The organism is Rhizobium sp. J15, assembly GCF_002531825.1.
Lineage (GTDB): Bacteria > Pseudomonadota > Alphaproteobacteria > Rhizobiales > Rhizobiaceae > Rhizobium.
On sequence record NZ_NWSX01000017.1, the window covers coordinates 20714 to 45827 of the forward strand.

Sequence of the window (25114 nt, forward strand, 5' to 3'; positions counted from 1 at the left end):
CATTCCCTCAGAGCTTCCAGCCGGAATGCAGTGCGGCGATGCCGCCGGTATAATTGGTGTAGGTGACGCGCGAAAAGCCGGCCTGACGGATCATTGCCGCGAAATTCTCCTGGTTCGGGAATTTGCGGATCGATTCCACGAGATATTGATAGGGTTCGGCATCGCCGGTGATCGCCTTGCCGAATTGCGGAATGGCGTTGAACGACCAGGCGTCATAGATCTTGTCGAGAAGCGGCATCTCGACCTCGGAAAATTCCAGCACCAGCAGCCGTCCGCCGCGCTTCAGCACGCGATGGGCCTCCGACAGCGCCACGTCGATCCGGGGCACGTTGCGGATGCCGAAGGCGATCGTATAGGCGTCGAAGCTCGCCGCCTCGAAGGGCAGTTCCTCGGCATTGGCTTCGACGAAGGTGAGATTGCCGGAAAGCTTCTTCTTTTCCGCACGCTCGGCGCCGACGCCGAGCATCGAGCCGTTGATGTCGAGCACGGTCGCATGGGCCTGCCGGCCCGAGGCCTCGACGATGCGGAAGGCGATGTCGCCCGTGCCGCCGGCAACGTCGAGAACCTTGTAGCCAGGCTCCCTGCGCGGGTTGAGGGCTGCGATCATCGCATCCTTCCAGGCCCGGTGCATGCCCATGGACATGACGTCGTTCATGATGTCGTAGCGCTTGGCGACCTTGTGGAACACCTGGTTGACCAGGCCCTGCTTCTCGCCGCCCGACACCTCGCGGAAGCCGTAGGAGGTCTCCATGCCGCCATCGGCGGAAGTGCGGCTTTCTGACATCAGGCTGCTCCATTCCTTCAAGATTCGGGCGCGGCGGCCATAGCGAAAGACCGCGAGCGACGTTATCACTGGGCCGCGCTCTCCGCGGCACACAGGCGCTATAGCGCACATCGTGCTGGGTTGAAACACGTTAGATATAGATGGGTTAAGATGCCGGAATTGCCAGAAGTCGAAACGGTCAAACGCGGCCTGACGCCGGCGATGGAGGGCGCTCGCGTCGCAAGGCTGGAACTGCGCCGGAGCGATCTGCGTTTTCCCTTTCCCGATGCCTTGGCGGAACGGGTTTCCGGCCGCACCATTGTCGGCCTCGGCCGCCGCGCCAAATATCTGCTGGTCGATCTCGACGACGGCAACACGCTGATTTCCCATCTCGGCATGTCCGGCTCGTTCCGCGTCGAAGAAGGGGCGGTTTCCGAGACGCCGGGCGAATTCCACCATGCCCGCTCCAAGGACGAGAAGCACGATCACGTCGTCTTCCATCTGGAGGGGCAAGGCGGCCCGCGCCGCGTCGTCTATAACGATCCGCGCCGTTTCGGCTTCATGGATATAGTCGGGCGCGCCGATCTTGGCGCCCATCCCTTCTTCCGCGATCTCGGGCCGGAGCCGACGGGCAACGAGCTCGGCGCCGCCTACCTCGCCGAACGCTTCCGCGACAAGGCGCAGCCGCTCAAGAGCGCGCTCCTCGATCAGAAGAACATCGCAGGGCTCGGCAATATATATGTGTGCGAAGCGCTATGGCGTTCGCATCTTTCGCCGATCCGCGCCGCCGGCACGCTGGTAACGGCAGGCGGTAAGCCGAAGGAAAAGCTCGCCCTCCTCGTCGCCTCGATCCGCGATGTCATCGCCGACGCGATCGCCGCCGGCGGATCGTCGCTGCGCGACCATATCCAGACCGATGGATCGCTCGGCTATTTCCAGCATTCCTTCTCCGTCTACGATCGCGAAGGTCAGGCTTGCGGCACGCCGGGCTGCGGCGGTACGGTCGCCCGTATCGTGCAGGCAGGGCGCTCGACCTTCTATTGCGCCGCCTGTCAGAAGTAAGAGTGACAAACCGGGAGAGCAGCATGGCCTATGAGACCCTGATCGTCGAAACCCGAGGCAATGTCGGCCTCGTCACGCTGAACCGCCCACAGGCGCTGAACGCGCTGAACTCCACCGTGCTGAAGGAACTGAAGGAGGCCTATGCCGCCTTCCACGCCGACGAGGCGGTCGGCGCCATCGTCATCACCGGTTCCGAGCGCGCCTTTGCCGCCGGCGCCGACATCAAGGAAATGCAGTCGCTCCAGTTCGCCGATATGTATAAGAGTGACTTCATCAGCGGCTGGGACGATATCGCCAAGGCCCGCAAGCCTGTCATCGCCGCGGTCAGCGGTTTCGCGCTCGGCGGCGGCTGCGAGCTTGCCATGATGTGCGATTTCATCATCGCCTCGGAGACGGCCAAGTTCGGCCAGCCGGAAATCACCCTCGGCGTCATTCCCGGCATGGGCGGCTCGCAGCGGCTGACGCGCGCCGTCGGCAAGGCGAAGGCGATGGATCTCGTGCTGACCGGCCGGATGATGGATGCGGCCGAGGCCGAACGATCGGGACTCGTTTCGCGTGTGGTGACGCCCGAGCGCCTTCTCGACGAGGCTCTGGCCGCGGCCGAAAAGATCGCCTCGCTTTCGCAGCCCTCGGTGATGATGGCCAAGGAGGCGGTGAACCGCGCCTTCGAGGTGACGCTGGAGGAGGGACTGCGGTTCGAGCGCCGCCTGTTCCATAGTCTCTTTGCGCTGGACGATCAGAAAGAGGGCATGGCGGCCTTCGTCGAGAAGCGCAAACCTGCTTTCAAGCACCGTTGAATGCTTTTCGGCGCTTCCGGCTGGAAAGCTTGAAAATCCGCGTTGACGTGGGCCGGCTTTAGGGTTATATGCCCGCCCACGGTTCGGAAAGCCGGTCTGGTTTTCCGCGATTGCTCCCGCATTGCTGGATTTGGTGGCCGCAGGGCCCGCGGTAATGGCGGAGTTTGTTCGAATTCTTGAGAGAGGCATCCATGGCCAATACAACTTCGGCGAAAAAAGCGACCCGCAAGATCGCCCGCCGTACCGACGTCAATAAGGCTCGTCGCTCGCGCGTTCGTACTTTCGTTCGCCAGGTCGAAGAGGCTATCGCATCCGGTGACGCCGACAAGGCGAAGGCCGCTTTCCTGGCCGCCCAGCCGGAGCTTGCCCGCGCCGCCAGCAAGGGCGTACTTCACTCCAACACGGCATCCCGCAAGGTCTCGCGCCTGGCCGCTCGTGTGAAGGCTCTTTCGGTCTCCGCGACCGCGTAATCTTCCGTTAACGACCACCTCGTTATGATTAGCCCGGTAATTTTACCGGGCTTTTTCGATTCCGCCGATCGGCTCTTTCATGGTTAATCTCACGACCGTTTCGTGTCAGTGCCATGACAGGAAAAGTTGTTTAAAATCAATGGCTTGCGCAAGGATGCTTTCGTGCTGCGCGACTCTGGCCAAAGCTTGCCGGACCATGGGCGAGTCAAGAAGATTTTTATTTTTTTTCTTTCCATGCGTGTCAAAATAGCCCGAAAGGGGAATCTCCTTGATTCAAAAGCGATTCTTTTTTGACGCTGGTGTGACGCCCGAAAAGGGCGGGCGGAGTCAATGGCCGCTTCTTAATTTTGCGTAAAATTCATCGTTGATCTTGCCTTTTGATCCTGCCTAAATGGCTTCCAACAAAGGGCGCGGACATCACCTGCAGAGGCTCGGTCTTAACTGCCACGTCGGCAGGGCGATAAGTTTGTGCCATTTGTTACGGAGCCTTTGCGCTTCCGTTTTTTCAAGCACTTGACGGATTTGGGCCGTAACGTGGCTGTTACGGAGCGGGGATGTTTTGTGCCTAGGGCAGCCACACGTTTAACGCGAGGCTGTTGGATAGGGGTAAGGAATATTGCGTTCGGGCTGGTCGGCCGAAAACGAGGATTGACCGCCAGCCTGGCACGGAAGGCCGATGAAGGTTGCCGCATGAACGCGGTGCCGGCAACGGTGTTCTGCGCCGTGTTTGAGTGAACCGGCAGGTGAGCGGCTTCATGAGGATGCCGTCAGCCCGCCAAGGCGGGGAATGATCGGGCGGCTATTTTAGCGGAAGCCGCCCGGTGGAATTGAAAGGCGGCATTATGCACATGAATACGATGACGGCGGGCGGGCTCGACAATGGGGATGCGGCACCGCAGGCGTTCGGCTCCATTCGCCTGGAAGTGGGGGAAGCAAAGGCGGAAATGAAGCAAGGCGTATTGTTTGAGCGCGTCAGTGCGCGCTTGAAGGCTCAAGTCGGTCCAGACGTTTATGCCAGCTGGTTTGCAAGGCTGAAGCTGCATTCGGTATCGAAGAGCGTGGTTCGCCTCTCGGTGCCCACGACCTTCCTGAAGTCGTGGATCAACAATCGTTATCTCGATCTCATCACCGGTCTGTTCCAGGCCGAGGATGCGGAAATTCTCAAAGTCGAAATCCTGGTGCGCACGGCAACGCGCAGCGGCATGAAGGCTGCCGACGAGGTCGTCCAGCCGGAGCCGGCCGCTCCCGCGCAGATGCGCCGCCCGGTCAGCGCCCAGCCGGCCGGTCAGGCCGTCCAGCAGGCAGTTTCGGCCGTCGCCGCGGCAAGGCCCGCAAGCCTTGGCTCGCCGCTCTTCGGCTCGCCGCTCGACAGCCGTTTCACCTTCGAGACCTTCGTCGAAGGCAGCTCGAACCGGGTCGCCCTTGCGGCGGCGAAGACGATCGCGGAAGCCGGTTCCGGCGCCGTGCGCTTCAACCCGCTCTTCGTCCATTCGACGGTCGGTCTCGGCAAGACCCACCTCCTGCAGGCGATCGCCAACGCGGCGGTTCAAAACCCGCGGGCTCTGCGCGTCGTCTATTTGACGGCCGAATATTTCATGTGGCGCTTTGCGACCGCGATCCGCGACAATGATGCGCTGACGCTGAAGGATTCGCTGCGCAACATCGACCTGCTGATCATCGACGATATGCAGTTCCTGCAGGGCAAGATGATCCAGCACGAGTTCTGCCATCTCCTGAACATGCTGCTCGACAGCGCCAAGCAGGTGGTTGTCGCCGCCGACCGTGCGCCCTGGGAGCTGGAGTCGCTCGATCCCCGCGTCCGCTCGCGCCTACAGGGCGGTGTGGCGATCGAACTCGACGCGCCCGATTACGAGATGCGCCTCGAAATCCTCAAGCGTCGCCTTGCCGCGGCCCGGCTCGAAGATCCGTCGCTCGAAATTCCGGCCGATCTGTTGCAGCACGTCGCCCGCAACGTCACGGCCAGCGGCCGCGAGCTGGAAGGCGCCTTCAACCAGCTGATCTTCCGCCGCTCCTTCGAGCCGAACCTGTCGATCGAGCGTGTGGACGAGCTGCTCGCCCATCTTGTCGGCTCCGGTGAGCCGCGCCGCGTGCGCATCGAGGATATCCAGCGCATCGTCGCACGGCACTATAATGTTTCGCGCCAGGAACTGGTCTCGAACCGCCGCACCCGCGTCATCGTCAAGCCGCGCCAGATCGCCATGTATCTGTCGAAGACGCTGACGCCGCGCTCCTTCCCCGAGATCGGCCGCCGTTTCGGCGGGCGTGATCACACGACCGTGCTGCATGCCGTGCGCAAGATCGAGGAGCTGATTTCAGGAGACACCAAGCTTTCGCACGAAATCGAGCTGCTGAAGCGGCTGATCAACGAATAAGTGGTGGATTTTCGAGGAAATTCGACGGCCGGGAGCGATTCCGGCCGTTTTCCTTTATAAGCTTTTTATTCTATACCTCCGCCCATCCCGTGCATGTCCGATTTGGAGCGGCGCGCATCGGAGAAAAACGAAAGCGCCGAAACGGGCGCGTGGGAGGATATGCATGAGTTTCAGAAAGATTGCCGTTCTCGGCCTGGGCAAGGTCGGGCGGCTGGCGGCAACGCTTTTGCATGAAGGCGGCTTCGAGGTCATCGGCGTCGACGCGCAACTGCCTTCGGGCGAGCTCCCTTTCAAGTGCCGTGCCGGTGATATCTCCGACCCTCAGGTGATCGGTGCGCTGCTGTCGAATGTCGAGGCGGTGCTGTCTTGCCTGCCCTATCATCTGAACATCGAGCTGGCGCGCGCCGCGCATCTTGCCGGCATCCATTATTTCGATCTGACGGAAGACGTTCCCACGACCAATTTCATCATCGAGCTGTCGAAGACGGCCCGCGGCCTGATGGCGCCGCAATGCGGCCTGGCGCCCGGTTTCGTCGGCATCGTCGGCTCAAGCCTTGCCGACGGTTTCGATCGCTGCCGTTCGATCCGCATGCGCGTCGGCGCTCTGCCGCAGCATCCCACAGGTCTTCTCGGCTACGCCTTCAACTGGTCGCCGGAAGGCGTCGTCAACGAATATCTGAACGATTGCGAGGTCATCGAGGGCGGCGTGCGCAAGCTCGTCTCGCCGATGGAATGGCACGAGACCGTCTATGTCGGCGGCGTCAAGCTCGAAGCCTTCACGACCTCGGGCGGCCTCGGCACCATGTGCGACACCATGCTCGGCAAGATCGACAATCTCGATTACAAGACCATGCGTTATCCCGGCCATATGGAGCTGATGAACTTCTTCTTCCATGAGCTGCTGATGCGCGACAAGCGCAAGCTCGCCGGCGAGATCCTGACCAATGCCAAGCCGCCTGTTGAAGACGATGTGGTCTATGTGCATGTCGCCGCCGAGGGCACGGAGAACGGCAGCCTGCGCCGCAAGGAATTCGTGCGCGCCTATTACCCGATCGAGATCGCCGGCGCGCGCCGTACGGCCATTGCCTGGACGACCTCGGCCTCCGTCGTCGCTGTCATCGAGATGGTCCGCGACGGCCTGCTGCCTGCGACCGGCTTCCTGCACCAGGAGCACATTCCGCTGGAGATGTTCCTGAAGACGCCGACCGGCAGCCTCTTCAAGGCCGGCGCCACCAATCACGGCTGAGAAATGCTTTTCGGCGCGGCAGCGATATCGCTGCCGCGCCGGAATAAACCCGTTGCGGGAGCCTCAGCAGGCGAGGTCGGCGACGACCGAGTCGAGGATCAGCATGCCGGATGGCGTGCAGCGCAGGCGGGAATTGCCGATCCGCTCGACGAATTTGTGTTCGAGCAGGAATTCTTCGCGTTTCGGATCGAGCTCGCGTCCCGAAAGCTGCTGCCAGCGCGAAAGGTCGACCCCCTCCCGCAGCCGCAGCCCCATCAATAGCAGCTCGTCGGCCTGTTCTTCGTAGCCGAGGCGTTCCTGGTCGAGAATGCCGTTGCCGTCGCGCTCAACCATCTCGAGCCAGGCCTCCGGCTTGCGCTCGGTGGCGGTTGCGATCTTCTCAGGCCCACGCGTCAGCCGGCCGTGCGCGCCGGGGCCAATGCCGGCATAATCGCCGTAACGCCAGTAGGTCAGGTTGTGCCGGCTTTCAGCACCCGGCCGCGCATGGTTGGAGACCTCATAGGCCGGCATTCCTTCGCGCGCCGTAATCTCCTGCGTTGCCTCGTAGAGCAGCGCCGATTGCTCACCATCCGGCACGATCAGCTTGCCCGCCTTGTGCAGGCCGTAGAAGGGCGTGCCTTCCTCGATGGTCAGCTGATAGAGCGAAAGATGATCGACCGCATAGGAGATGGCTTCCTTCAGCTCCTTCTCCCATTCCTCGACCGTCTGCTCCGGCCGGGCATAGATGAGGTCGAAGGACATGCGCGGGAAGATGTCGCGCGCCAGCCGGATCGCCTTCAGAGCGTCGGCGACGTCATGCAGCCGCCCGAGGAACTTGAGGTCGCGATCATCAAGCGCCTGCACGCCGAGCGAGACGCGGTTGACGCCGGCGGCGCGGTAGCCGCGGAAGCGTTCCGCTTCGACGCTCGAAGGGTTCGCCTCCATGGTGATCTCGATGCCGGCAGGCACATGCCAGTGCCGTGCAATGCCGTCGAGTATGGCGTCGACGGTTTCCGGCTTCATCAGCGAGGGTGTGCCGCCGCCGAGGAAGATGCTCGTCACCGTCTTCGGCCCGCTCATCGCCCTGACTGCCGCCGTCTCCCTCAGGAAGGCCGATGTAAAGCGCTCCTGATCCACCGGCTGGTGGCGCACATGGCTGTTGAAGTCGCAGTAGGGACACTTCGCCGCGCAGAAGGGCCAATGCACGTAGACGCCGAAGCCGGGCTCGCCGGTATCGGGCAAGAGCGCCGCATCGCGCGAGAGGCTTGGCGTATCGAAATTGCCCACGAACAGACCTTATGCCTCCAGGCAGGTTTCGACGAAGAGCTTGAAGGCGCGCGCCCGGTGCGACAGCGCCTGCGGCTTGCCGACGTTCCAGCCGTGCTTTTCCTCGCCGCTCATCTCGCCGAAGGTAACGCCGTAACCCTCCGGCTGGAAGACCGGATCATAGCCGAAGCCCTGAGTGCCGCGCGGCGGCCAGACGACATTGCCTTCCACCTCGCCGCGGAACAGTTCCGTATGGCCGTCAGGCCAGGCGAGGCAAAGCACGCTGACGAAACGCGCCTTGCGCTGTTCGGGCGTCTTCGCGCCGGCATCCTGCAGCGCCTTTTCCACCTTGGCCATCGCCATGTCGAAATCGCGCGTGCCGTCGGGCTTCTCCGCCCAATTGGCGGTATAGACACCGGGATCGCCGCCAAGCGCATCGACCATCAGCCCGGAATCGTCCGACAGCGCCGGCATACCGGCTGATTTGGCCGAGGCGACCGCCTTGATCGTTGCATTCTCCTCGAAGCTGGTGCCGGTTTCGTCGGGCTCGACGAAATTCAGCTCGGCGGCCGATTTGGCGGTGAAGCCGAGCGGTCCGATCAGTTCCTGGATCTCGCGGATCTTGCCGGCATTGTGGCTGGCGACGACGATGGTCTTCGTTTCGAGCTTGCGCATTCAGTTATCCTGTTCGATGCCCCAGATTTTAGCCTCAGCGCATTCCAGGCTGTTGCCGGCTGGATCGCGGAAATAGATCGAGCGGCCGCCATTCGGCCAATGCACCTCGGATTCGATCGCCACGCCGGCGGCTCGCAACCGTTCGGCCATGGCATCGATATTGCGGCCGGACACCCTGAAGCAGGCATGGCCCTGGCCTGATGTGCCGTGCGGCGGCACCTGCAGCGCATCGGGCGCCGGCGGCTTTACCGTTTCCTCGGGATTGAAGATCAGGAGAACGCCCAGCCCGCAGCGGAAGAAGACATGCCGGTTGGCGGCACGGGTGATCTTTTCGAGCCCGAGAACGTTCTCGTAGAACGCCTCGGCCTGATCGAGATCACGCGCGTAGAGCGCCGTTTCCAACATGCCTTCCAGCATGGGGTTCATCCCGCAATGGCCTCTTTCTGCAGGGCGACGAGTTCGCCGATGCCGTTCTTGGCAAGATGCATCAGCGAGGTGAATTCCTCTTCGCTGAAGGGCGCGCCTTCAGCCGTGCCCTGGATCTCGACGATCCCGCCGGCGCCCGTCATCACGAAGTTCGCATCGGTCTCGGCCGAGGAATCCTCGAGATAATCGAGATCGATGACCGGCTGGCTGGCGAAAACGCCGCAGGAGATGGCGGCGACATGATCCTTCAGGACCCGGTCGACCTTGATCATGTTGCGGCTTTCCATCCATTTCAGGCAGTCGTAAAGCGCGATCCAACCGCCGGTGATCGAGGCCGTCCGTGTGCCGCCGTCGGCCTGGATGACGTCGCAGTCGAGCGTGATCTGTCTTTCGCCGAGCGCCTGCAGATCGACGACGGCGCGCAGCGAGCGGCCGATCAGTCGCTGGATTTCCTGGGTGCGCCCGCCTTGCTTGCCGGCCGCCGCCTCGCGCTTCATCCGCTCGCCCGTCGCCCGCGGCAGCATGCCATATTCGGCCGTGACCCAGCCCTTGCCGGTATTGCGCAGCCACGGCGGCGTCTTTTCTTCGAGGCTTGCCGTGCAGAGCACGTGCGTATCGCCGAATTTCACCAGGCAGGAGCCTTCCGCATGCTTGGAAAAGTTGCGCTCGAACGAGACCTTGCGCATCTGGTCGGTTTTTCTGCCTGAAGGCCGCATTCTTATCTCCTGGAGTTGTTGACCGCTTCTACGATTGGCCGCGCCCATTTGCAAATTCCCTTTTGCCACGGGTGCGAGTTTGACTATATTTTCGAGAGCATCATCAGCGTGGGTTCGAGAGGTTCATGGGCATCAGGTCGACGTCGGTTTCGGATGCCGTTGCTGCATTGGACGAGCGCTCCAGGGAAATTTTCCGCCGCATCGTCGAAGGCTATCTGGAAAGCGGCGAGCCGCTCGGCTCGCGCAATCTGTCGCGCCTTCTGCCGATGTCGCTCTCGCCGGCCTCGGTGCGCAACGTCATGAGCGATCTCGAAGAGCTCGGGCTGATCTATTCGCCGCATGTCAGCGCCGGCCGGCTGCCGACCCAGATCGGCCTGCGCTTCTTCGTCGACGCCTTCATGCAGGTCGGCGATCTCTCCGCAGAGGACCGCGCCAATATCGACCGGCAGGTCCGGGGCGAAGCCGGCGGCAATCCTCTGGAATCGATGATGAACGAGGCAAGCCGCATGCTGTCGGGCATTTCGCGCGGCGCCGGCCTCGTCATCACCTCGAAAAGCGATCCGGTGCTGAAACATGTCGAGTTCATCCGGCTCGAGCCGACCAAGGCGCTCGCCGTGCTCGTCGGCGATCACGACCAGGTGGAAAACCGCATCATCGAGCTGCCGGCGGGCGTTACCTCCTCGCAATTGACGGAAGCGGCGAATTTCCTCAATGCCCATATGTCCGGTCAGACCCTGCCGGAGCTGCGCAAGCAATTGAGCCGTTTGAAGGATGATGTCCGTCACGAACTCGATGCCTTGTCGCGCGATCTCGTCGAGCGCGGCATCGCCGTCTGGGCCGGCAGCCCTGATGAGGGGAAGCCCGCCCAACTCATCATCCGCGGCCGCGCCAATCTGCTCGAAGGCCTTGCCGGCGCCGAGGATATCGACCGGCTGCGCATGCTGTTCGACGATCTGGAAAAGAAGGACAGCCTGATCGAGCTTCTCAATCTGGCCGAAAGCGGTTCGGGCGTGCGCATCTTCATCGGCTCGGAAAACAAACTCTTCTCGCTGTCCGGCTCGTCGCTCATCGTCGCGCCCTATCGTGACGAGGATGACCGGATCGTCGGCGCCGTCGGCGTTATCGGCCCGACGCGGCTCAATTATTCGCGCATCGTGCCGATGGTGGATTATACCGCCCAGCTCGTCTCCCGCCTTTCGCGCAATCCGCTTTGAAGCTGTCGCCGCCGAAGATACGGAATCTTCTCTTCTTCGTCACGCAGACTTGATTTTTTCCGGTCAAACCTCGATATCGGGCGCATCTGAAGACACCAACCGGAGACCGTCATGACCGATGAAACGACGAAAAACGGACCTGACGCAACTGCGGCCGATGCCGCAGCCGACGCCGCCGCCAACGTCGAGATTGATAATGCCGGGCAGGAGGAGGCAAAGCAGCCGGATCCGCTCGAGCTTCTGAAGGCCGAGAATGCCGAGCTGCGCGACCGCTATCTGCGCCTTGCCGCCGAGATGGACAATCTGCGGCGCCGCACCGAGCGCGAGGTCAAGGACGCCAAGTCCTATTCCGTCGCCGGCTTTGCGCGCGACATGCTCGCCGTTTCCGACAATCTGCGCCGGGCGCTGGATGCGATCTCGCCGGAGGCCAAGGCCACAGCCGATGCCGGCCTGACCACGCTGATCGAAGGCGTGGATATGACCGAGCGCTCCATGCTCTCGGCGCTTGAGCGCCATGGTGTGCGCAAGCTGGAGCCGGTCGGCCAGAAGTTCGATCCCAATTTCCATCAGGCGATGTTCGAAGTGCCGAACCCCGAAGTGCCGAACAACACCGTCGTCCAGGTCGTGCAGGCAGGTTTCACCATCGGCGAGCGCGTGCTGCGCCCGGCCATGGTCGGCGTCGCCAAGGGCGGCCCGAAGCCGGTCGAAGCCGAAGCCAATTCCGTCTTCGACGAGAAGGACGCCTGAGTTTCTTTCCTTCCCTCCGATAGGGAAGGAAAGCCGAAAAAGTCAGATGCGGGCGAAGCGTTCGGTCAGCAGATCGAAGAAGCCGTCCGCATCGACGAAGCGCATAACCGTCGCATTGCGTTTGCGCTCGGTCACATGCCACCAGTCGACCACGGTCATGCCGACGGTGAGTTCGGACTGGATCTCGATCTCGACATTGCAATGCCGCCCTTTGAAAAGCTCCGGCTTCAAGAGGTAGGCGATAACGGTGGGGTCGTGCAGCGGCCCGCCGTCGGAACCGTATTTCTCGATATCGAAGCGCTCGAAGAATTCCAGCATCTCGACCATCGCCTTGGCCGGCGCCGTGCCGATCTCGGCCATGCGCTTCACCCGGTCCTTGCGGGTCAGCAGCTGATGCGTCACGTCGAGCGGCATCATCACGATCGGAACGCCGGAGCGGAAGACGATGTCGGCCGCCTCAGGATCGACGTAGATGTTGAATTCGGCGGCCGGTGTGATGTTGCCGCCTTCGAAGAAGCCGCCGCCCATCGTCACCAGCTCGCGGATACGCGGAATGATGTCGGGCGCCTTCTGGAAGGCCATGCCGATATTGGTGAGCGGCCCGAGCGTGCAGAGCGTCACGCTGCCTTCAGGCTCGCGGCGCAGCGTCTCGATGATGAAATCGACGGAATGGCCGGGCTGCAGCGCCATCGTCGGTTCGTCGAGTTCGGGGCCGTCGAGGCCGGTCTTGCCGTGCACATGCTCTGCCGTCACCAGCTTGCGGGCGATCGGCCTGTCGGCGCCGGCGAAGACCTTCGTCTCCGGCCGGCCGCAGAGTTCGCAGACGATGCGCGCGTTGCGGCTGGTGAGCGGAAGCGGCACGTTGCCGGCAACCGTCGTGATGCCGAGCACCTCCAGCTCTTCGGGGCTGCCGAAGGCAAGCATGATGGCGGCTGCATCGTCCTGGCCGGGATCCGTGTCGATGATGATTTTTCTCACGTTTGCCATTCCGATCGTCCCATCCTCGCGGCGCTCTGTTTCCGCATGCACCATTTTATTCATCTCCCGTCACAAATCAGCACATCCGTGCGGGCACGTTTTGATGCGAGGCAGCCCGCATTTTGTCAAGCAAGGAGGCCGCCGCGCAGCCTAAATCGAAGGGGCGGCGCCGACATCTCGCCTGCGCCTTGCAGGGCCGGGATCCTGTCCCCATATTAGCGCCATCCGGATGCTGCGTATAAGGTCCGGGATGGTCGCTTGCGTCAAGGACTTGAAAACAGATGAGCCGCATTACCCCTTTCGCCAGCCCGCTGCTTCTGGGCTTCGATGCTATGGAAAAGACGCTGGAGCGCATTTCCAAGGCGAGCGACGGTTATCCGCCCTACAATATCGAACGAATCGCCGCCGATAGCGGCGCGCCCGAGCGCCTGCGCATCACCCTTGCCGTTGCCGGTTTCAGCGAGGAGGAACTCGACGTTTCCACCGAGGAAAACCAGCTTGTGATCCGCGGCCGCCAGGCGGAGCAGGGCGAGCGGGACTATCTCTATCGCGGCATTGCTTCCCGGCAGTTCCAGCGTACCTTCGTACTGGCAGACGGCATGCAGGTCTTGGGCGCCGGCCTGAAGAACGGCTTGCTCTCCGTCGATCTAATTCGTCCGGAACCCGCGCGCATGGTCAAGAAAATTAACATTTCGGTCTCACAGTAGCACAACGGTTTCCAAAAACCGTTGGTCCCTTCTCTCGGGAGGAACAGGAATGTTGATGAAAGAAGCCACGTCTCGTCTGACCAAGTCCGAGCTTGCCCATATCGGCAACGGCGAGGTCGCCTATATCAGAAAGATGCGCACCGAAGAGGTCGCCAAGTGCTTTCCCGAGGCGCCGGATATCGATCCGAACGTCGATCTCTGGGCACTCTTCGGCGCCGACGGCACGCCAATCCTCTTGACGGACAACCGCTCCAGCACCTTCTTCAAGGCTGCCGAGGATGAACTGAAGACGGTCAGCCTGCACTGACTGTCGAAGAGGTGCTTAATTATCGCGACGCTGCCTCAAGATAGGCTGCTCGCCGTTGGTGTCGTGCCCGTGGCCCCCCTCATCCGACCCTTCGGGCCACCTTCTCCCCGCTAGGGAGAAGAGGAAGCAAGGCGAGCCGACACTGGCCAAACGAACCTTTCCGCTTAAAGACACTCCGTCCAACGGAGGCGATGGCGAAGCGGCATTCTCCCTCTTCTCCCCAGCGGGGAGAAGGTGGCCCGCAGGGCCGGATGAGGGGGCCCCACGGCATGCCTTTCATGAGCGCCCTTCGCCGAACTTCCCTGAGCCTCAGACCTTCCTGAACGTCAGATAGGCTGAAGACCGGCCCTCGCGCCGCGCCTTGGCCTCGTAGCGGGTGCTCGGCCAGCCCTGGTAAGGCGTCAGCCAGTCCGCGGCATTTTCGGCCAGCCAGTCGAAGCCGCCGTGGTCGCGGCATTTGAGCAGCGTCCAGTTCACATAGGTGTCGATGTCGGAGGCAAAGCAGAAAAGGCCGCCGGGCTTCAGCACGCGGTGAAAGCGGTCGAGATTGGTCTTCGAGACGAAGCGCCGTTTCCAGTGCTTCCGCTTCGGCCAGGGGTCGGGATAGAGCAGATCAATCTGGTCGAGCGACGCGTCGGGCAGCCAGTCAAGCAGTTGCGTCGCGTCGTCATTATAGACGCGGATGTTTCGCGCGCCCGTCTGGCCGACGCGCGCAAGCAGCTTCTGCATGGAATTGACGAAAGGTTCGACGCCGATGAAACCGGTGGACGGCGTCTCGAGCGCGCGGTGCATCAGATGCTCGCCGCCGCCGAAACCGATTTCCAGCCGCAATGTCTTGACCGGAACCGGAAAAAGCGAAGTCAGCGGCCCCGGTGGAGCCGCCGAGAGATCGATGAGGAATGCCGGCAGCAGGCTGTTTAACGTCTCGGCCTGCTGTTCGCGCAGGGCCTTACCCTTGCGGCGACCGAAGAAGGCTTCGGTCGCCCGGCCCCGGCGTTCCATATCCGTCATGCAGCAGCCTTGGTCTTGACGGCTTCCTTGAGTGCCTTCACGAGGTCCGTGCGCTCCCAGGAGAACGAGCCGTCGCGGCCGGCCTTTCGGCCGAAATGGCCGTAGGCCGAGGTCTTGGCATAGATCGGCTTGTTGAGGTCGAGGTGACGGCGGATGCCCGACGGCGACAGGTCCATGTTCTCACGGATCGCGGCTTCGATCTGGTCTTCCGAAACGCCCTTGCCGGTGCCGTGCAGGTCGACATAGATCGACAGCGGCTGAGCGACGCCGATCGCGTAGGAGAGCTGGATCGTGCAGCGGTCGGCTAGGCTGGCGGCGACGACGTTCTTGGCGAGGTAGCGAGCGGCATAGGCGGCCGAACGGTCGACCTTGGTCGTGTCCTTGCCGGAGAATGCGCCGCCGCCATGCGGAGCCGCACCGCCGTAGGTGTCGACGATGATCTTTCGGCCGGTGAGGCCGGCGTCGCCGTCCGGACCGCCGATGACGAACTTGCCGGTCGGGTTGATGTACCACTTGCAGTCTTCAGCGATCTTCAGTTCGCCGAGCGCTTCGCGGATATAGGGCTCGACGACGGCGCGGACCTTCTTGGAATCCCAGCTGTCGTCGAGATGCTGGGTCGAAAGCACGATCGACGTCACTTCCGACGGCTTGCCGTCGACGTAGCGCACGGTCACCTGGCTCTTGGCGTCCGGGCCGAGCTTGGCGACTTCGCCATCGCCCTTCTTGCGGGCGACCGCAAGCAGCTGCAGGATCTTGTGGGAGTAGTAGATCGGGGCCGGCATCAGGTCCGGTGTTTCCTTGCAGGCGTAGCCGAACATGATGCCCTGGTCGCCGGCACCCTCGTCGCCCTGCTGGTCGGCGGCGCTGTCGACGCCCTGGGCGATGTCGGCCGACTGCGAGTGCAGCAGCACGTCGATCTTCGCCTTCTTCCAGTGGAAGCCGTCCTGCTCGTAGCCGATATCCTTGATGGCGCGGCGGGCGGCGGCCTTGAACTTGGACGGGTTGATGACGTCCTTGCCGTCCTTGTCCTTCTTCATCAGGCTCGGCGGCAGGCGGACTTCGCCGGCGATGACGACGCGGTTGGTCGTTGCCAGCGTCTCGCAGGCAATGCGCACGCCCCAGGGATTGACGCCTGTTTTGGCCGCTTCGCGGTAGACCAGGTCGACGATCTCGTCGGAGATGCGGTCACACACCTTGTCCGGATGACCTTCGGCAACAGATTCGCTGGTAAAGAGATAATTCGCGCGCATTCCGGGATTCCCCTCAAAGAACAAAAGCTAGCTAGTAGGTACTCAGTTCACGCGCTGATGACAAGCGTACAACGACATAAATATATCTTTATATCTGCGGCAAAGTGACAAAGTTTGCCCCAAAACAGCAAAAAAGCGGCCTTTCGACCGCTTTTCGAATTTCGGCAATGGCGATGGCTCAGTCGGAGTCGGCTTCGGCGGCCAGCGCCTTCACCAGCTCCACGACCTTGCGGCGAACCTTGGGGTCGGAAATCTTCACGAAGGCGCGATTGAGCTGCAGGCCTTCCGAGGAGGAGAGGAAATCGACGACGTAATTCGAGCTGGAAGCTTCGGCCATGCCGCCGATGGCGCCGGAATGTTCGCCCGGCGCATCCTCGAAGAAGAAGGACACCGGAACATTGAGAATGCTCGAAATGTTCTGCAGGCGGCTTGCGCCGACGCGGTTGGTGCCTTTTTCGTATTTCTGAATCTGCTGGAAGGTGATGCCCAGGCTCTCGCCAAGCTTTTCCTGGCTCATGCCCAGCATCGTGCGGCGAAGGCGAATGCGGCTGCCGACATGGATGTCGATCGGATTCGGCTTCTTCTTGTTTTCAATCATGGTCGTGCCCTAGCTACGAATTTCAACCTGTTTCTAACCGGCATGCCCCTGATCCATCCCAAAACGCCACGTTGTAAGCGGTGGGAACCCACCGATTAACATACGTTAAGAACGCCGATTGACGCTACTATGCAATTTTAGGGGTTTTTGGTCAATTCAACCCTGAAATAAAACCTGCGCGTGAAATTAGTGCAATCAAAATCAACAGCGCCTCAATCAACCAGAAGTATGTTTGATGGGGGAATGTTGTTCCGAACCCATTGCCGAGCCCATCAACAGTTGCATCAATAAAGCCGCTCTCACCAAGATCGAGGCCGGCGATGATTTCTCCATGCGCGTTCACCAGGGCCGAAATGCCGTTGTTGGCGTCGCGAATCAGCGGCAGGCCGGTCTCGATCGCGCGTACCCGCGCCTGCTGGAAATGCTGATAGGGGCCGGGCGTGATGCCGAACCAGGCATCGTTGGTGATATTGAGGAGCGCGTTCGCGTCTTTTATGTCGCCGGTCATTTCGCCGGGAAAAATGATCTCGTAGCAGATCAGCGGGTAGAGATTGAGGCCGCCGGGCAGCGCCAGCAGATGCCGGGTGGCGGCAGCCGAAAATCCTCCGGGTATTTCGACGACGTTCTGGATGCCGAATTCGGTGAGCAGGTCCTCGAAAGGCAGATATTCGCCGAAGGGCACCAGATGCACCTTGTCGGAGGCGGCGATGATCTGGCCGCGCCCGTCGATCACGTAGATGGAATTGTAGTAGCGCACCGGCGTGCCCGGCCCCATCTCCTCGGCGCGCACCGCGCCGGCGATCAGGATCTGGTTGTCGTCGAGCGTATCGGCGATCCGGGTCAGCGCATCCTGATTGTCGGTCAGGATGAACGGGATCGAGGTTTCCGGCCAGACGATAATGTCAGGCTTGCGCCCGCCATTCTGAGGGGCTGCGGCCGAAAGCTTCAGATGCGTTTCGAAAATTGCGTTGCGGTCGGCGTCGTTGTCCATCTTCGCCGCCTGGTCGATATCAGGCTGCACCAGCCGTACCACCGGCCGCTTGTCCTCGGGCAGGGGTTGCGGCCGCGGCGCGAGATAAAGGGCATAGGCGCCGTAACCGAGATGGGCACCGAACAGCACCACGGCGAGCGCGATACCCGGCAGCGCGCCTTGCCGCGTTCCGGCAAGGGCAGGGGCGGAAAAGACGAAGACGGCAAGGGCCGTCACCCCCATCGCCCCGACCACATGCGCCGACTGCATCATCAGCGGAACGGGCATCATCCCGTAGCCGACGGCGTTCCAGGGGAAGCCGGTGAGGATCGTGCTGCGAAGCCATTCCAGGAGGCCGAAGGCTGCCGCAAGCGCGGCGATCCGCCCCAGGCCGTCAGACCAGAAGATGCGGGCAAGCGCGGTCGCCAGGCCGTAAAAGATCGCAAGACAGGCCGGCAGGCCGAGGATGGCGAGCGGCAGCGCCCAGGCGAACTCGTCCGAATCGACGAGCAGCGCGTGGGCGAGCCACCAGAGACCGGCGACGAAATAGCCGAAGCCGAACAGCCAGCCGACGGTGAACGCCGGCCATAGCCTGCCGACGAGGCTGCTTTCAGGCGAAGCCGCTGCCCCGTCGATCAGCCAGACGAGCAGCGTGAAGGACAAGAACATCGCCGCGAAGAAGCCGAAGGGCGGCAGCGCCAGCACGGCGAATGCCCCGGCGAAGACGGCCAGCAACGACCGTTTGAACCCCCAGACGAGGATAACCCTGTCCGCAAGCCGCTCCATGCGCACTCCCATCAAGCCGCGAATCAACCCATCCGCAGTCTTTCAAAAAAGCGGCTCTTTGTCCTGTCAGTTGGCAGTCGATTCGGCCGGCCTGTCGTCGCCGACCTCGGAACCGGGGCCGATATCGCCGTCCGCCTTGGCGCGGCGGCGGATGGCGTGGCGCTTGCGGGTGATGCGCAGCCGCTTGATGCGGCGTGGATCGGCATCGAGAATGTGGAACTCGAAGTTCGGGAGCGCCTGGACGACTTCGCCGCGAACCGGGATGCGGCCCAGGGCGGAGAAGATCAGGCCGCCCAGCGTATCGACCTCGTCGACCTGCTCGCTGATATCGAAATCCGGTCCGATCGCTTCGGCGATCTCTTCCAGTTCGACGCGGGCATCGGCGACGAAGACGTCTTCGGCGACGCGCTTGAACATCACCTCTTCGTCGTCATGCTCGTCGTCGATGTCGCCGACCACCATTTCGACGATGTCCTCATGCGAGGCGAGCCCGTCGGTGCCGCCATATTCGTCGATGACGAGCGCCATCTGGGTACGGTTCACCTGCATGCGGCGAAGCAGGTCGGAGGCCAGCATCGACGGCGGCACGAACAGGATCTTGCGGATGATGCCGGCTTCGGCCAGCGTCTTCTGCAGATCGACGCGGGCGAGATCGAAATTCGGCTTGGCCGAGCGCGACGGCTTCTGGATGTTTTCCGGCGCGACCTCGATCGCCGGCGCGGCGGCGGGTTTGGCCGATCCGCGGCGCTTGTTGCGCGCCTGCTTGGCGACATAGGAGAGCAGGTCGCGGATATGCACCATGCCGCGCGGATCATCGAGCGTGTCGGCATAGACGGGCATGCGCGAGCGTCCGGATTCCTCGAAGAGGATCATCAGTTCGCCGATGGTGATGTTCTGGTCCACCGCCTCGATATCGGCGCGCGGCACCATCACGTCGGCGACGCGCACTTCGCGAAAGCGCAGGATGTTGTGCAGCATCGCCCGCTCGTCGGGCGAAAAGGCGTCGTCGCCGGCCGCATCGGTCATCAGCGCGTCGGCAAGATCTTCGCGCAGCCGCGAACCCTGTTGCGGGCGGAGAATGCGCGCGGCGCGCGACCAGAAGGATTGGGGTCGGCCGGATGGCCGACTACTACTGCCCGCCTCGTCTGAGGAAGAGGATGGCTCGGAGTCCTTGGCGTCTGCCGCCGGCTTCGTCGTAAAGTCGCTCATGGTTCCATTTTAAGGTCTTGACCCTCGTAAGGATCAGATAGGCCGAGCTGCGCCAAAATGCGAGTCTCCAACCCCTCCATAATTTCGGCTTCGTCACTATTCATATGGTCGTAGCCGAGAAGATGCAAGAAACCATGGACCAGAAGATGCGTCAGGTGGTCGTCGAAACTCTTTTCGAGCTCCTGAGCCTCCCGTTCCACGGTCTCGCGGGCGATGATGATGTCGCCGAGCATCGGACCCGGCATCTTGCCGGGCTGAACCGGAAAGGCCGGGAAGGACAGCACGTTGGTCGCCTTGTCCTTGCCGCGCCATTCCGCATTGATGTCCTGGATCGAGGCATCGTCGGTAAAAACCAGGGAAACCTCGGGCGGCATCTGCGGAAAGGGCTGCTTCTCGCTGTCACGCAAATAGACCGCTGCGGCCCCGAGAACGCGGTCGCAGAACGACAGCAGCGTTTCCTCCCCGGGCCAGCCGATGTCCTCGACGCTGATCTGGATGTCGAGTTCGGCCATTAGTCCTGCCGGCTGACGTCTTCAGCGTCGACGGCATAGGTGGAATCATAGGCCCTGACGATGCGCCCGACCAGCGGATGACGCACGACGTCGGTATCCTTGAAGCGCACGATCGAGATGCCCTCGACGCCGTTCAGAAGCTGCAGGGCCTCGACCAGGCCGGATTTGACGCCGCGCGGCAAGTCGATCTGACTCGGGTCGCCGGTCACGATCATGCGCGCGTTTTCGCCGAGACGCGTCAGGAACATCTTCATCTGCATCGACGTGGTGTTCTGCGCTTCGTCGAGGATGATGGCGGCGTTGGCGAGCGTGCGGCCGCGCATGAAGGCGAGCGGCGCGATTTCGATGACGCCGGCAGTGATCGCCCGGTCGACCTTGTCGGCGGGGATCATGTCGTAGAGCGCGTCATAGAGCGGGCGGAGATAGGGATCGACCTTTTCCTTCATGTCGCCCGGCAGGAAGCCGAGGCGCTCGCCGGCTTCGACCGCCGGACGCGACAGGATGATCTTTTCGACCGCGCCGCGCTCCAGAAGCTGGGCGGCGTGCGCGACGGCGAGATAAGTCTTGCCGGTGCCGGCAGGACCGACGCCGAAGACGAGCTCGGCGCGCTCCAGCGCCCGGATATAGGCGTCCTGCGTCGGTGTGCGCGCGATGATCGTCTTCTTGCGGGTGGAAATCTGCGCCATGGTCAGCTTGGCCTTGCGCTCCATTGTGGGAAGGCTGAGCTGATCGTCGGCGGCGACCGCCATGCGGATTGCGCCCTCGACGTCGGATCGTTCCACGCTGCCGCCCTTCTGAAGCTTTTCATAGAGATAATCGAGCGTGCGCCGCGCCTGGTTGGTGGCCACGACGTCACCCGATATGACGACGGAATTGCCGCGCGCCCGCGCATCGATGTTGAGCCGCTCTTCGAGCAGCTTGAGATTCTGGTCGAACTGGCCAAAGAGCTCGCTGGCGAACCGATTGTTCTCGAACGTCAGGACGAAGTGATTGGTGTCGCTCGGCGTGCGGGGGTGGCGCGGTGAAGAAGAAACCAATTCTTGTCCGTTCAAGCGGTCGGGCTCCTTGGGTTAAACCGCAGCCTCTGCGCGTTCGGCAAACAGGCTGTTGGTTCCGGTTCCGGTGATTCGCACTTTGATAATGTCACCGATTTGCGATGCTTTTGCATCAACATTCACGGATTGAAGCCACGGAGAACGTCCGATGAGCTGGCCGGCCATGCGGCCGGGCTTTTCGAGCAGCAGATCGATCTCCTTGCCGATGCAGGATTCGGCAAATTCCTGCTGCTGCTTCAGGAGAAGCGCTTGCAGGCGTTCCAGCCGTTCTGCCTTGGTTTCTTCCGGCACCTGGTCCTTCAGTTCCGCACCGGGTGTGCCCGGCCGAGTCGAGTATTTGAACGAGAAGGCCTGCGCGTAGCGCACCTCCTCCACAAGTCTCAGTGTATCCTCAAAATCCGCGTCTGTCTCCCCCGGAAAGCCGGTAATGAAATCGCCCGACAGCGCGATGTCGGGCCGCACCGTGCGGATGCGCTCGATCAGCGTCAGATATTCCGCTGCCGTGTGGCGCCGGTTCATCGCCTTCAGGATACGGTCCGAGCCAGATTGCACCGGCAGGTGCAGGTAGGGCATCAGCGCCCTCAGGTCGCGATGGGCCTCGATCAGCCGGTCGTCCATGTCGCGCGGATGGCTCGTGGTATAACGCAGCCGCGCAAGGCCGGGGATCTCGGCGAGGCGGTAGAGCAGGTCGCCGAGGCTCCAGGCCTCGCCGCGCGGCCCGGCACCGTGCCAGGCATTGACGTTCTGCCCGAGCAGGGTGATCTCGCGCACGCCGCCCTCGACCAGCTTTTCGGCTTCCTCGACGATCTGGGAAACCGGCCGCGACACTTCCGAACCGCGCGTATAGGGCACGACGCAGAAGGTGCAGAACTTGTCGCAGCCTTCCTGCACCGTCAGGAAGGCAGTGACGCCGCGGGCGCGGATCTTTCGGCTTTCGGCGATCGGCAGATGCTCGAACTTGTCCTCGATCGCATATTCCGTATCGACGACGCGGCGGCCCTCCTTGGCCTGGCGCAGCGCTTCCGGCAGGCGATGATAGGTCTGCGGGCCGATGACGACATCGACGGCGGGCGCCCGGCGCAGGATCTCCTCGCCTTCGGCCTGGGCGACGCAGCCGGCCACGCCGATCATCATCTCCCGGCCGTCCGCCGCCTTCTTCTTTTTCATCTCGCGCAGCCGGCCGAGCGCCGAATAGACCTTCTCAGCGGCCTTTTCTCTGATATGGCAGGTGTTGAGGAGAACGAGGTCCGCCTCTTCCATGTCTTCCGTCGGCTCGTAACCGTCGCGGGCGAGGGCATCGCTCATGCGTGTGGAATCGTAGACGTTCATCTGGCAGCCATAGGTCTTGATGAAGACCTTGCGGCTGTTGGAGCCATCGCGAAGTGTCTGCTCCGGGGCCGGAAGAAGGGCGCTGTCCTGTGTCATGCCCGGCTATTTAGTGGTTTTTGCGGCCTGAGAAAATCGAAATCTTGCTTCAGGAAATTTCGCGCCCGCGCAGGCAGGTGTTGAGCAGGTTGCGGATGCGCAGGGCGATCGTCGCGCTCACCTCCTTGCGGTTGGTGTCGGCGCGATATTCCACCGCCTCGCCGAAGCAAACCTCGGCATCGATGGCGCCGCATCTGACGATGTCGATGAGATGCGGCAGGAGCTCGATATCGCCCGGCCAGGCGGCGAGCGGCCTATGATAGCGCCCCATGGCGATGCCGTGCACCTTGGTATAGGCGATGGCCACCGGCTGCACCACGACGGTGCCCGTCGGCGAAGCGGGCACGGCCATCGCGGCGGCGCCGAACAGCGAGGACTTGACGTCCAGCAGCCGGTTGCCGTCCGACGTCGTGCCCTCGGGGAAGAGCACGATGATCTCGCCGTCGGCCATGCGCCCGGCGATCTCATTGGCCTGATGGCCGGTCTTGCGCCTTTCCTCGCGCACGACGAAGACGCTTTTCTGCAGCTTGGCGAGCGTGCCGAAGATCGGCCAGTCGGCCACCTCGATCTTGGCGATGAAGGCGACGTCGGCGACGGCCGACATCACCATGATATCCATCCAGGAGGAGTGATTGGAACAGAGCATCAGCGGTCGGCGATCTTCCAGCCTTCCGCTCACACGGATGCGGATGCCGAGGCAATAGCAAACGATGCGGTGCCAGATGCGCGGAAGCCAACGGCGCAGCCGCCAGTCGAAGCGCAGGGCCAGCAGCTGCAGCGGCATAAGCGCGATGCTGACGACGAGGATGACGACCGCGGCGAGGGCGATGCGCAGCCAGGCGATCAAATGCCACTCTCCCGGGCTGCCATTGCTTCAGTGGTCTTCGTTTTTCAGCGGAATGCCGTAGAGCTCCAGGCGGTGGTCGACCAGCCGGAAGCCGTGCTCGCGGGCGATGCGTTCCTGCAGCGCCTCGATCTCGGGCGAACGGAATTCGATCACCGTACCGTTCTTCAGGTCGATCAGGTGGTCGTGATGTTCTTCCGGCACGGTTTCGTAGCGCGAGCGTCCGTCGCGGAAGTCGTGGCGGGCGATGATGCCGGCATCCTCGAACAGCTTGACGGTGCGATAAACGGTCGAGATCGAAATCTTCGCGTCGACCTTCACCGAGCGGCGGTAAAGCTCTTCGACGTCGGGATGATCTTGTGAGTCTTCCAGGATCCGCGCGATCACGCGGCGCTGCTCGGTCATGCGCATGCCGCGTTCGGTGCAAAGCTCCTCGAGGGTCTTGGCTACATCAGGCATGGCCCGCCTTCAAAAAGATATTCGTCTTGCGACAAGGCAGGACGGCGTTCGCGCCGACCAGCATGTCATCTCTCTGTCAGGGAACTACCGAAGAACGCGCTTCATGACAAGCGCCGTGGAGAGGGCGCCGTTCTCCTGCTTGTAGTAGCCCTGGCGCTCGCCGACCTTTTCGAAGCCGAGCTTGCGATAGAGGCCAAGAGCCGCCGTATTGCCGTTGTCGACCTCGAGAAACATGGCCTCGCCGCCGCGTGCGCGTGCTTCCCGCATCGCCGCCTGCATCAGCCGCCAGCCGAGCCCGGAGCGGGCGGCCTTGGCCTGTACGGCGATCGTCAGGATTTCCGCCTCGCCGGCGACTTCGCGTGCGAGAATGAAGCCCGGAAGCGGTTTCCTCAGGATGGCGTTGGTCTGGCGCGCGACGAAGCCGAACACCGTCTCTTGAGAGAGCAGGCTGTGGAATTCGCCGTCGCCCCAGGGACGGGCGAAGCGTTCGCCATGCAGGACGGCGACATCACGGCAATCCTCGCGCTCCATGGCGACGATTTCGAATTCGGGCTTCAGCGTCAGATAGGCTTCCAGCATCGTCATACTCGTCGCGCAATCGCATACCCGGCCTGCGGTTTGGCATCGGGTCCGCGCAGATAAAGGGGCTTCGGCTTTCCGGCATCGGGGGAGGCGGCAGCACCGAGGCGCGCCACAATGGAGATCGGGAATCTGTTGGCGTGATCGCCGTCAGCGCCGCGCTTCAGGAGCGGCGTTGCCGATCCGGTGATCTCGCCGTCGAAGCCGGCGGCAAAAGCCTGCGCGTCCGCGATATCAAGCGCCCGCGGCTCGTCGAGCGGGGAGCCGTCGGCCGCGAAGGGCTGCAGGTAGATTTCGTTCCGCTTGGCGTCCATGGCCGCGAGCACCGCGCGGCCGGGCGTCTTCTCGCGCTGGGCGGCGGCCATGACTTCGAGCGAGGTGACGCCGACGGCAGGCACATTGAGAGAGAGCGCAAAACCGCGGGCGGCGGCCACGCCGACGCGGATACCGGTAAAGGAGCCGGGGCCGATGGTGACGGCCAGGCGGTCGATATGAGAAAGCGTCACTCCGGCCTGATCCAGCGCCCGGTCGACGATACCAATCAGATGTTCAGCATGCCCCTTGCCGATCATGTCCGATGCCTCCCCCAGCATCGTATTCCTGCCGCTGTCATAGACGGCGGCAGCGCAATCCACACCTGCCGTGTCGAGCGCCAGAACGATCATGCCAT

Annotated in this window: 27 protein-coding genes; 9 read left to right on the top strand and 18 right to left on the bottom strand. The window is 62.5% G+C overall.

The annotated features are described in order from the left end of the window. Positions 1–7: 7 nt before the first annotated feature. Positions 8–784: a bifunctional demethylmenaquinone methyltransferase/2-methoxy-6-polyprenyl-1,4-benzoquinol methylase UbiE gene (ubiE, locus tag CO670_RS16605; RefSeq protein ID WP_097591316.1), complete on the bottom strand. Its 777-nt coding sequence runs from the start codon at positions 782–784 to the stop codon at positions 8–10. A 150-nt stretch (positions 785–934) separates the two neighbouring features. On the opposite strand from ubiE, the gene mutM reads away from it, so the two are divergent. The 5 genes from mutM (at position 935) to CO670_RS16630 (ending at position 6731) form a co-directional block, all read left to right on the top strand. After that, positions 935–1825, top strand: coding sequence for a bifunctional DNA-formamidopyrimidine glycosylase/DNA-(apurinic or apyrimidinic site) lyase (gene mutM, locus CO670_RS16610; protein WP_097591252.1), 891 nt, complete (start codon positions 935–937; stop codon positions 1823–1825). A 23-nt stretch (positions 1826–1848) separates the two neighbouring features. Beyond that, on the top strand, positions 1849–2622 hold the full coding sequence (locus CO670_RS16615; RefSeq protein WP_097591253.1) for an enoyl-CoA hydratase: 774 nt from the start codon (positions 1849–1851) through the stop codon (positions 2620–2622). Positions 2623–2813: 191 nt separating this feature from the next. Next, on the top strand, positions 2814–3092 hold the full coding sequence (gene rpsT / locus CO670_RS16620; RefSeq protein ID WP_008524652.1) for a 30S ribosomal protein S20: 279 nt from the start codon (positions 2814–2816) through the stop codon (positions 3090–3092). An 842-nt stretch (positions 3093–3934) separates the two neighbouring features. Continuing rightward, complete coding sequence (dnaA, locus tag CO670_RS16625) at positions 3935–5485, top strand: chromosomal replication initiator protein DnaA (RefSeq protein ID WP_097591317.1); 1551 nt, start codon at positions 3935–3937, stop codon at positions 5483–5485. Positions 5486–5648: 163 nt separating this feature from the next. Then, positions 5649–6731 (top strand): saccharopine dehydrogenase C-terminal domain-containing protein, encoded by a 1083-nt coding sequence (locus CO670_RS16630; RefSeq protein ID WP_097591254.1) that lies wholly within the window; start codon positions 5649–5651, stop codon positions 6729–6731. 63 nt (positions 6732–6794) lie between these two features. Here CO670_RS16630 and hemW read toward each other — a convergent pair whose 3' ends face one another. Genes hemW through rph form a run of 4 tightly spaced genes read right to left on the bottom strand, consistent with a single transcriptional unit; the run spans position 6795 to position 9793 of the window. After that, positions 6795–7997, bottom strand: a complete 1203-nt coding sequence (gene hemW, locus CO670_RS16635; protein WP_097591255.1) for a radical SAM family heme chaperone HemW — start codon at positions 7995–7997, stop codon at positions 6795–6797. A gap of 9 nt (positions 7998–8006) precedes the next feature. Continuing rightward, a complete protein-coding gene (gene rdgB, locus CO670_RS16640; RefSeq protein ID WP_097591256.1) occupies positions 8007–8651 on the bottom strand; it encodes an RdgB/HAM1 family non-canonical purine NTP pyrophosphatase in 645 nt (214 codons plus the stop codon). Then, positions 8652–9077: a VOC family protein gene (locus tag CO670_RS16645; RefSeq protein ID WP_097591257.1), complete on the bottom strand. Its 426-nt coding sequence runs from the start codon at positions 9075–9077 to the stop codon at positions 8652–8654. Further along, positions 9074–9793 (bottom strand): ribonuclease PH, encoded by a 720-nt coding sequence (gene rph / locus CO670_RS16650; RefSeq protein ID WP_097591258.1) that lies wholly within the window; start codon positions 9791–9793, stop codon positions 9074–9076. The genes CO670_RS16645 and rph overlap by 4 nt, the downstream gene beginning before the upstream one ends. 125 nt (positions 9794–9918) lie before the next feature. Between rph and hrcA the strand changes: the two genes are divergently transcribed. Continuing rightward, positions 9919–11007, top strand: coding sequence for a heat-inducible transcriptional repressor HrcA (gene hrcA, locus CO670_RS16655; protein WP_097591259.1), 1089 nt, complete (start codon positions 9919–9921; stop codon positions 11005–11007). A 111-nt stretch (positions 11008–11118) separates the two neighbouring features. Then, positions 11119–11754 (top strand): nucleotide exchange factor GrpE, encoded by a 636-nt coding sequence (gene grpE, locus CO670_RS16660; protein ID WP_097591260.1) that lies wholly within the window; start codon positions 11119–11121, stop codon positions 11752–11754. A 42-nt stretch (positions 11755–11796) separates the two neighbouring features. On the opposite strand, the gene CO670_RS16665 is transcribed toward grpE, so the two are convergent. After that, a complete protein-coding gene (locus tag CO670_RS16665; RefSeq protein WP_097591318.1) occupies positions 11797–12741 on the bottom strand; it encodes a nucleoside hydrolase in 945 nt (314 codons plus the stop codon). A 272-nt stretch (positions 12742–13013) separates the two neighbouring features. Between CO670_RS16665 and CO670_RS16670 the strand changes: the two genes are divergently transcribed. Further along, the gene (locus tag CO670_RS16670; RefSeq protein WP_097591261.1) at positions 13014–13439 is read left to right on the top strand and encodes an Hsp20 family protein; all 426 of its coding nucleotides are present in this window, start codon (positions 13014–13016) and stop codon (positions 13437–13439) included. A 49-nt stretch (positions 13440–13488) separates the two neighbouring features. Continuing rightward, complete coding sequence (locus CO670_RS16675; protein WP_088684489.1) at positions 13489–13746, top strand: DUF1150 family protein; 258 nt, start codon at positions 13489–13491, stop codon at positions 13744–13746. A 309-nt stretch (positions 13747–14055) separates the two neighbouring features. Here CO670_RS16675 and CO670_RS16680 read toward each other — a convergent pair whose 3' ends face one another. From CO670_RS16680 to tsaB, 12 genes are all read right to left on the bottom strand, one after another. Beyond that, complete coding sequence (locus tag CO670_RS16680) at positions 14056–14757, bottom strand: tRNA (guanosine(46)-N(7))-methyltransferase TrmB (RefSeq protein WP_097591262.1); 702 nt, start codon at positions 14755–14757, stop codon at positions 14056–14058. Then, on the bottom strand, positions 14754–16007 hold the full coding sequence (gene metK / locus CO670_RS16685; protein ID WP_088676616.1) for a methionine adenosyltransferase: 1254 nt from the start codon (positions 16005–16007) through the stop codon (positions 14754–14756). Before metK ends, CO670_RS16680 begins: the two co-directional genes overlap by 4 nt. A gap of 178 nt (positions 16008–16185) precedes the next feature. Then, on the bottom strand, positions 16186–16605 hold the full coding sequence (locus tag CO670_RS16690; protein WP_088676617.1) for a helix-turn-helix domain-containing protein: 420 nt from the start codon (positions 16603–16605) through the stop codon (positions 16186–16188). Between the two features lie 151 nt (positions 16606–16756). Further along, the gene (gene lnt, locus CO670_RS16695; protein WP_097591263.1) at positions 16757–18361 is read right to left on the bottom strand and encodes an apolipoprotein N-acyltransferase; all 1605 of its coding nucleotides are present in this window, start codon (positions 18359–18361) and stop codon (positions 16757–16759) included. A gap of 66 nt (positions 18362–18427) precedes the next feature. Continuing rightward, positions 18428–19570 (bottom strand): hemolysin family protein, encoded by a 1143-nt coding sequence (locus CO670_RS16700; RefSeq protein WP_097591264.1) that lies wholly within the window; start codon positions 19568–19570, stop codon positions 18428–18430. Beyond that, the gene (gene ybeY, locus CO670_RS16705; protein WP_097591265.1) at positions 19567–20082 is read right to left on the bottom strand and encodes an rRNA maturation RNase YbeY; all 516 of its coding nucleotides are present in this window, start codon (positions 20080–20082) and stop codon (positions 19567–19569) included. Before ybeY ends, CO670_RS16700 begins: the two co-directional genes overlap by 4 nt. After that, complete coding sequence (locus tag CO670_RS16710) at positions 20082–21134, bottom strand: PhoH family protein (protein ID WP_097591266.1); 1053 nt, start codon at positions 21132–21134, stop codon at positions 20082–20084. The genes ybeY and CO670_RS16710 overlap by 1 nt, the downstream gene beginning before the upstream one ends. An 18-nt stretch (positions 21135–21152) precedes the next feature. Next, on the bottom strand, positions 21153–22562 hold the full coding sequence (gene miaB / locus CO670_RS16715) for a tRNA (N6-isopentenyl adenosine(37)-C2)-methylthiotransferase MiaB (protein WP_097591267.1): 1410 nt from the start codon (positions 22560–22562) through the stop codon (positions 21153–21155). 49 nt (positions 22563–22611) lie between these two features. Continuing rightward, complete coding sequence (locus CO670_RS16720; RefSeq protein WP_097591268.1) at positions 22612–23409, bottom strand: 1-acyl-sn-glycerol-3-phosphate acyltransferase; 798 nt, start codon at positions 23407–23409, stop codon at positions 22612–22614. Positions 23410–23436: 27 nt separating this feature from the next. Beyond that, positions 23437–23865, bottom strand: coding sequence for a Fur family transcriptional regulator (locus tag CO670_RS16725; protein WP_097591269.1), 429 nt, complete (start codon positions 23863–23865; stop codon positions 23437–23439). 84 nt (positions 23866–23949) lie between these two features. Continuing rightward, positions 23950–24450: an N-acetyltransferase gene (locus CO670_RS16730; protein WP_176538959.1), complete on the bottom strand. Its 501-nt coding sequence runs from the start codon at positions 24448–24450 to the stop codon at positions 23950–23952. Next, positions 24447–25109 (bottom strand): tRNA (adenosine(37)-N6)-threonylcarbamoyltransferase complex dimerization subunit type 1 TsaB, encoded by a 663-nt coding sequence (gene tsaB, locus CO670_RS16735; protein WP_097591271.1) that lies wholly within the window; start codon positions 25107–25109, stop codon positions 24447–24449. The genes CO670_RS16730 and tsaB overlap by 4 nt, the downstream gene beginning before the upstream one ends. Positions 25110–25114: the final 5 nt, after the last annotated feature.

Coding starts and splice junctions, on each gene's coding strand:
- rdgB (WP_097591256.1), bottom strand. CDS start 8,651: ATGCGCAAGCTCGAAACGAAGACCATCGTCGTCGCCAGCCACAATGCC.
- grpE (WP_097591260.1), top strand. CDS start 11,119: ATGACCGATGAAACGACGAAAAACGGACCTGACGCAACTGCGGCCGAT.
- rpsT (WP_008524652.1), top strand. CDS start 2,814: ATGGCCAATACAACTTCGGCGAAAAAAGCGACCCGCAAGATCGCCCGC.
- CO670_RS16670 (WP_097591261.1), top strand. CDS start 13,014: ATGAGCCGCATTACCCCTTTCGCCAGCCCGCTGCTTCTGGGCTTCGAT.
- CO670_RS16690 (WP_088676617.1), bottom strand. CDS start 16,605: ATGATTGAAAACAAGAAGAAGCCGAATCCGATCGACATCCATGTCGGC.
- rph (WP_097591258.1), bottom strand. CDS start 9,793: ATGCGGCCTTCAGGCAGAAAAACCGACCAGATGCGCAAGGTCTCGTTC.
- CO670_RS16630 (WP_097591254.1), top strand. CDS start 5,649: ATGAGTTTCAGAAAGATTGCCGTTCTCGGCCTGGGCAAGGTCGGGCGG.
- dnaA (WP_097591317.1), top strand. CDS start 3,935: ATGCACATGAATACGATGACGGCGGGCGGGCTCGACAATGGGGATGCG.
- lnt (WP_097591263.1), bottom strand. CDS start 18,361: ATGGAGCGGCTTGCGGACAGGGTTATCCTCGTCTGGGGGTTCAAACGG.
- tsaB (WP_097591271.1), bottom strand. CDS start 25,109: ATGATCGTTCTGGCGCTCGACACGGCAGGTGTGGATTGCGCTGCCGCC.
- CO670_RS16680 (WP_097591262.1), bottom strand. CDS start 14,757: ATGACGGATATGGAACGCCGGGGCCGGGCGACCGAAGCCTTCTTCGGT.
- CO670_RS16675 (WP_088684489.1), top strand. CDS start 13,489: ATGTTGATGAAAGAAGCCACGTCTCGTCTGACCAAGTCCGAGCTTGCC.
- CO670_RS16665 (WP_097591318.1), bottom strand. CDS start 12,741: ATGGCAAACGTGAGAAAAATCATCATCGACACGGATCCCGGCCAGGAC.
- CO670_RS16725 (WP_097591269.1), bottom strand. CDS start 23,865: ATGCCTGATGTAGCCAAGACCCTCGAGGAGCTTTGCACCGAACGCGGC.
- hrcA (WP_097591259.1), top strand. CDS start 9,919: ATGGGCATCAGGTCGACGTCGGTTTCGGATGCCGTTGCTGCATTGGAC.
- CO670_RS16615 (WP_097591253.1), top strand. CDS start 1,849: ATGGCCTATGAGACCCTGATCGTCGAAACCCGAGGCAATGTCGGCCTC.
- CO670_RS16700 (WP_097591264.1), bottom strand. CDS start 19,570: ATGAGCGACTTTACGACGAAGCCGGCGGCAGACGCCAAGGACTCCGAG.
- miaB (WP_097591267.1), bottom strand. CDS start 22,562: ATGACACAGGACAGCGCCCTTCTTCCGGCCCCGGAGCAGACACTTCGC.
- CO670_RS16645 (WP_097591257.1), bottom strand. CDS start 9,077: ATGAACCCCATGCTGGAAGGCATGTTGGAAACGGCGCTCTACGCGCGT.
- ubiE (WP_097591316.1), bottom strand. CDS start 784: ATGTCAGAAAGCCGCACTTCCGCCGATGGCGGCATGGAGACCTCCTAC.
- CO670_RS16730 (WP_176538959.1), bottom strand. CDS start 24,450: ATGACGATGCTGGAAGCCTATCTGACGCTGAAGCCCGAATTCGAAATC.
- ybeY (WP_097591265.1), bottom strand. CDS start 20,082: ATGGCCGAACTCGACATCCAGATCAGCGTCGAGGACATCGGCTGGCCC.
- mutM (WP_097591252.1), top strand. CDS start 935: ATGCCGGAATTGCCAGAAGTCGAAACGGTCAAACGCGGCCTGACGCCG.
- metK (WP_088676616.1), bottom strand. CDS start 16,007: ATGCGCGCGAATTATCTCTTTACCAGCGAATCTGTTGCCGAAGGTCAT.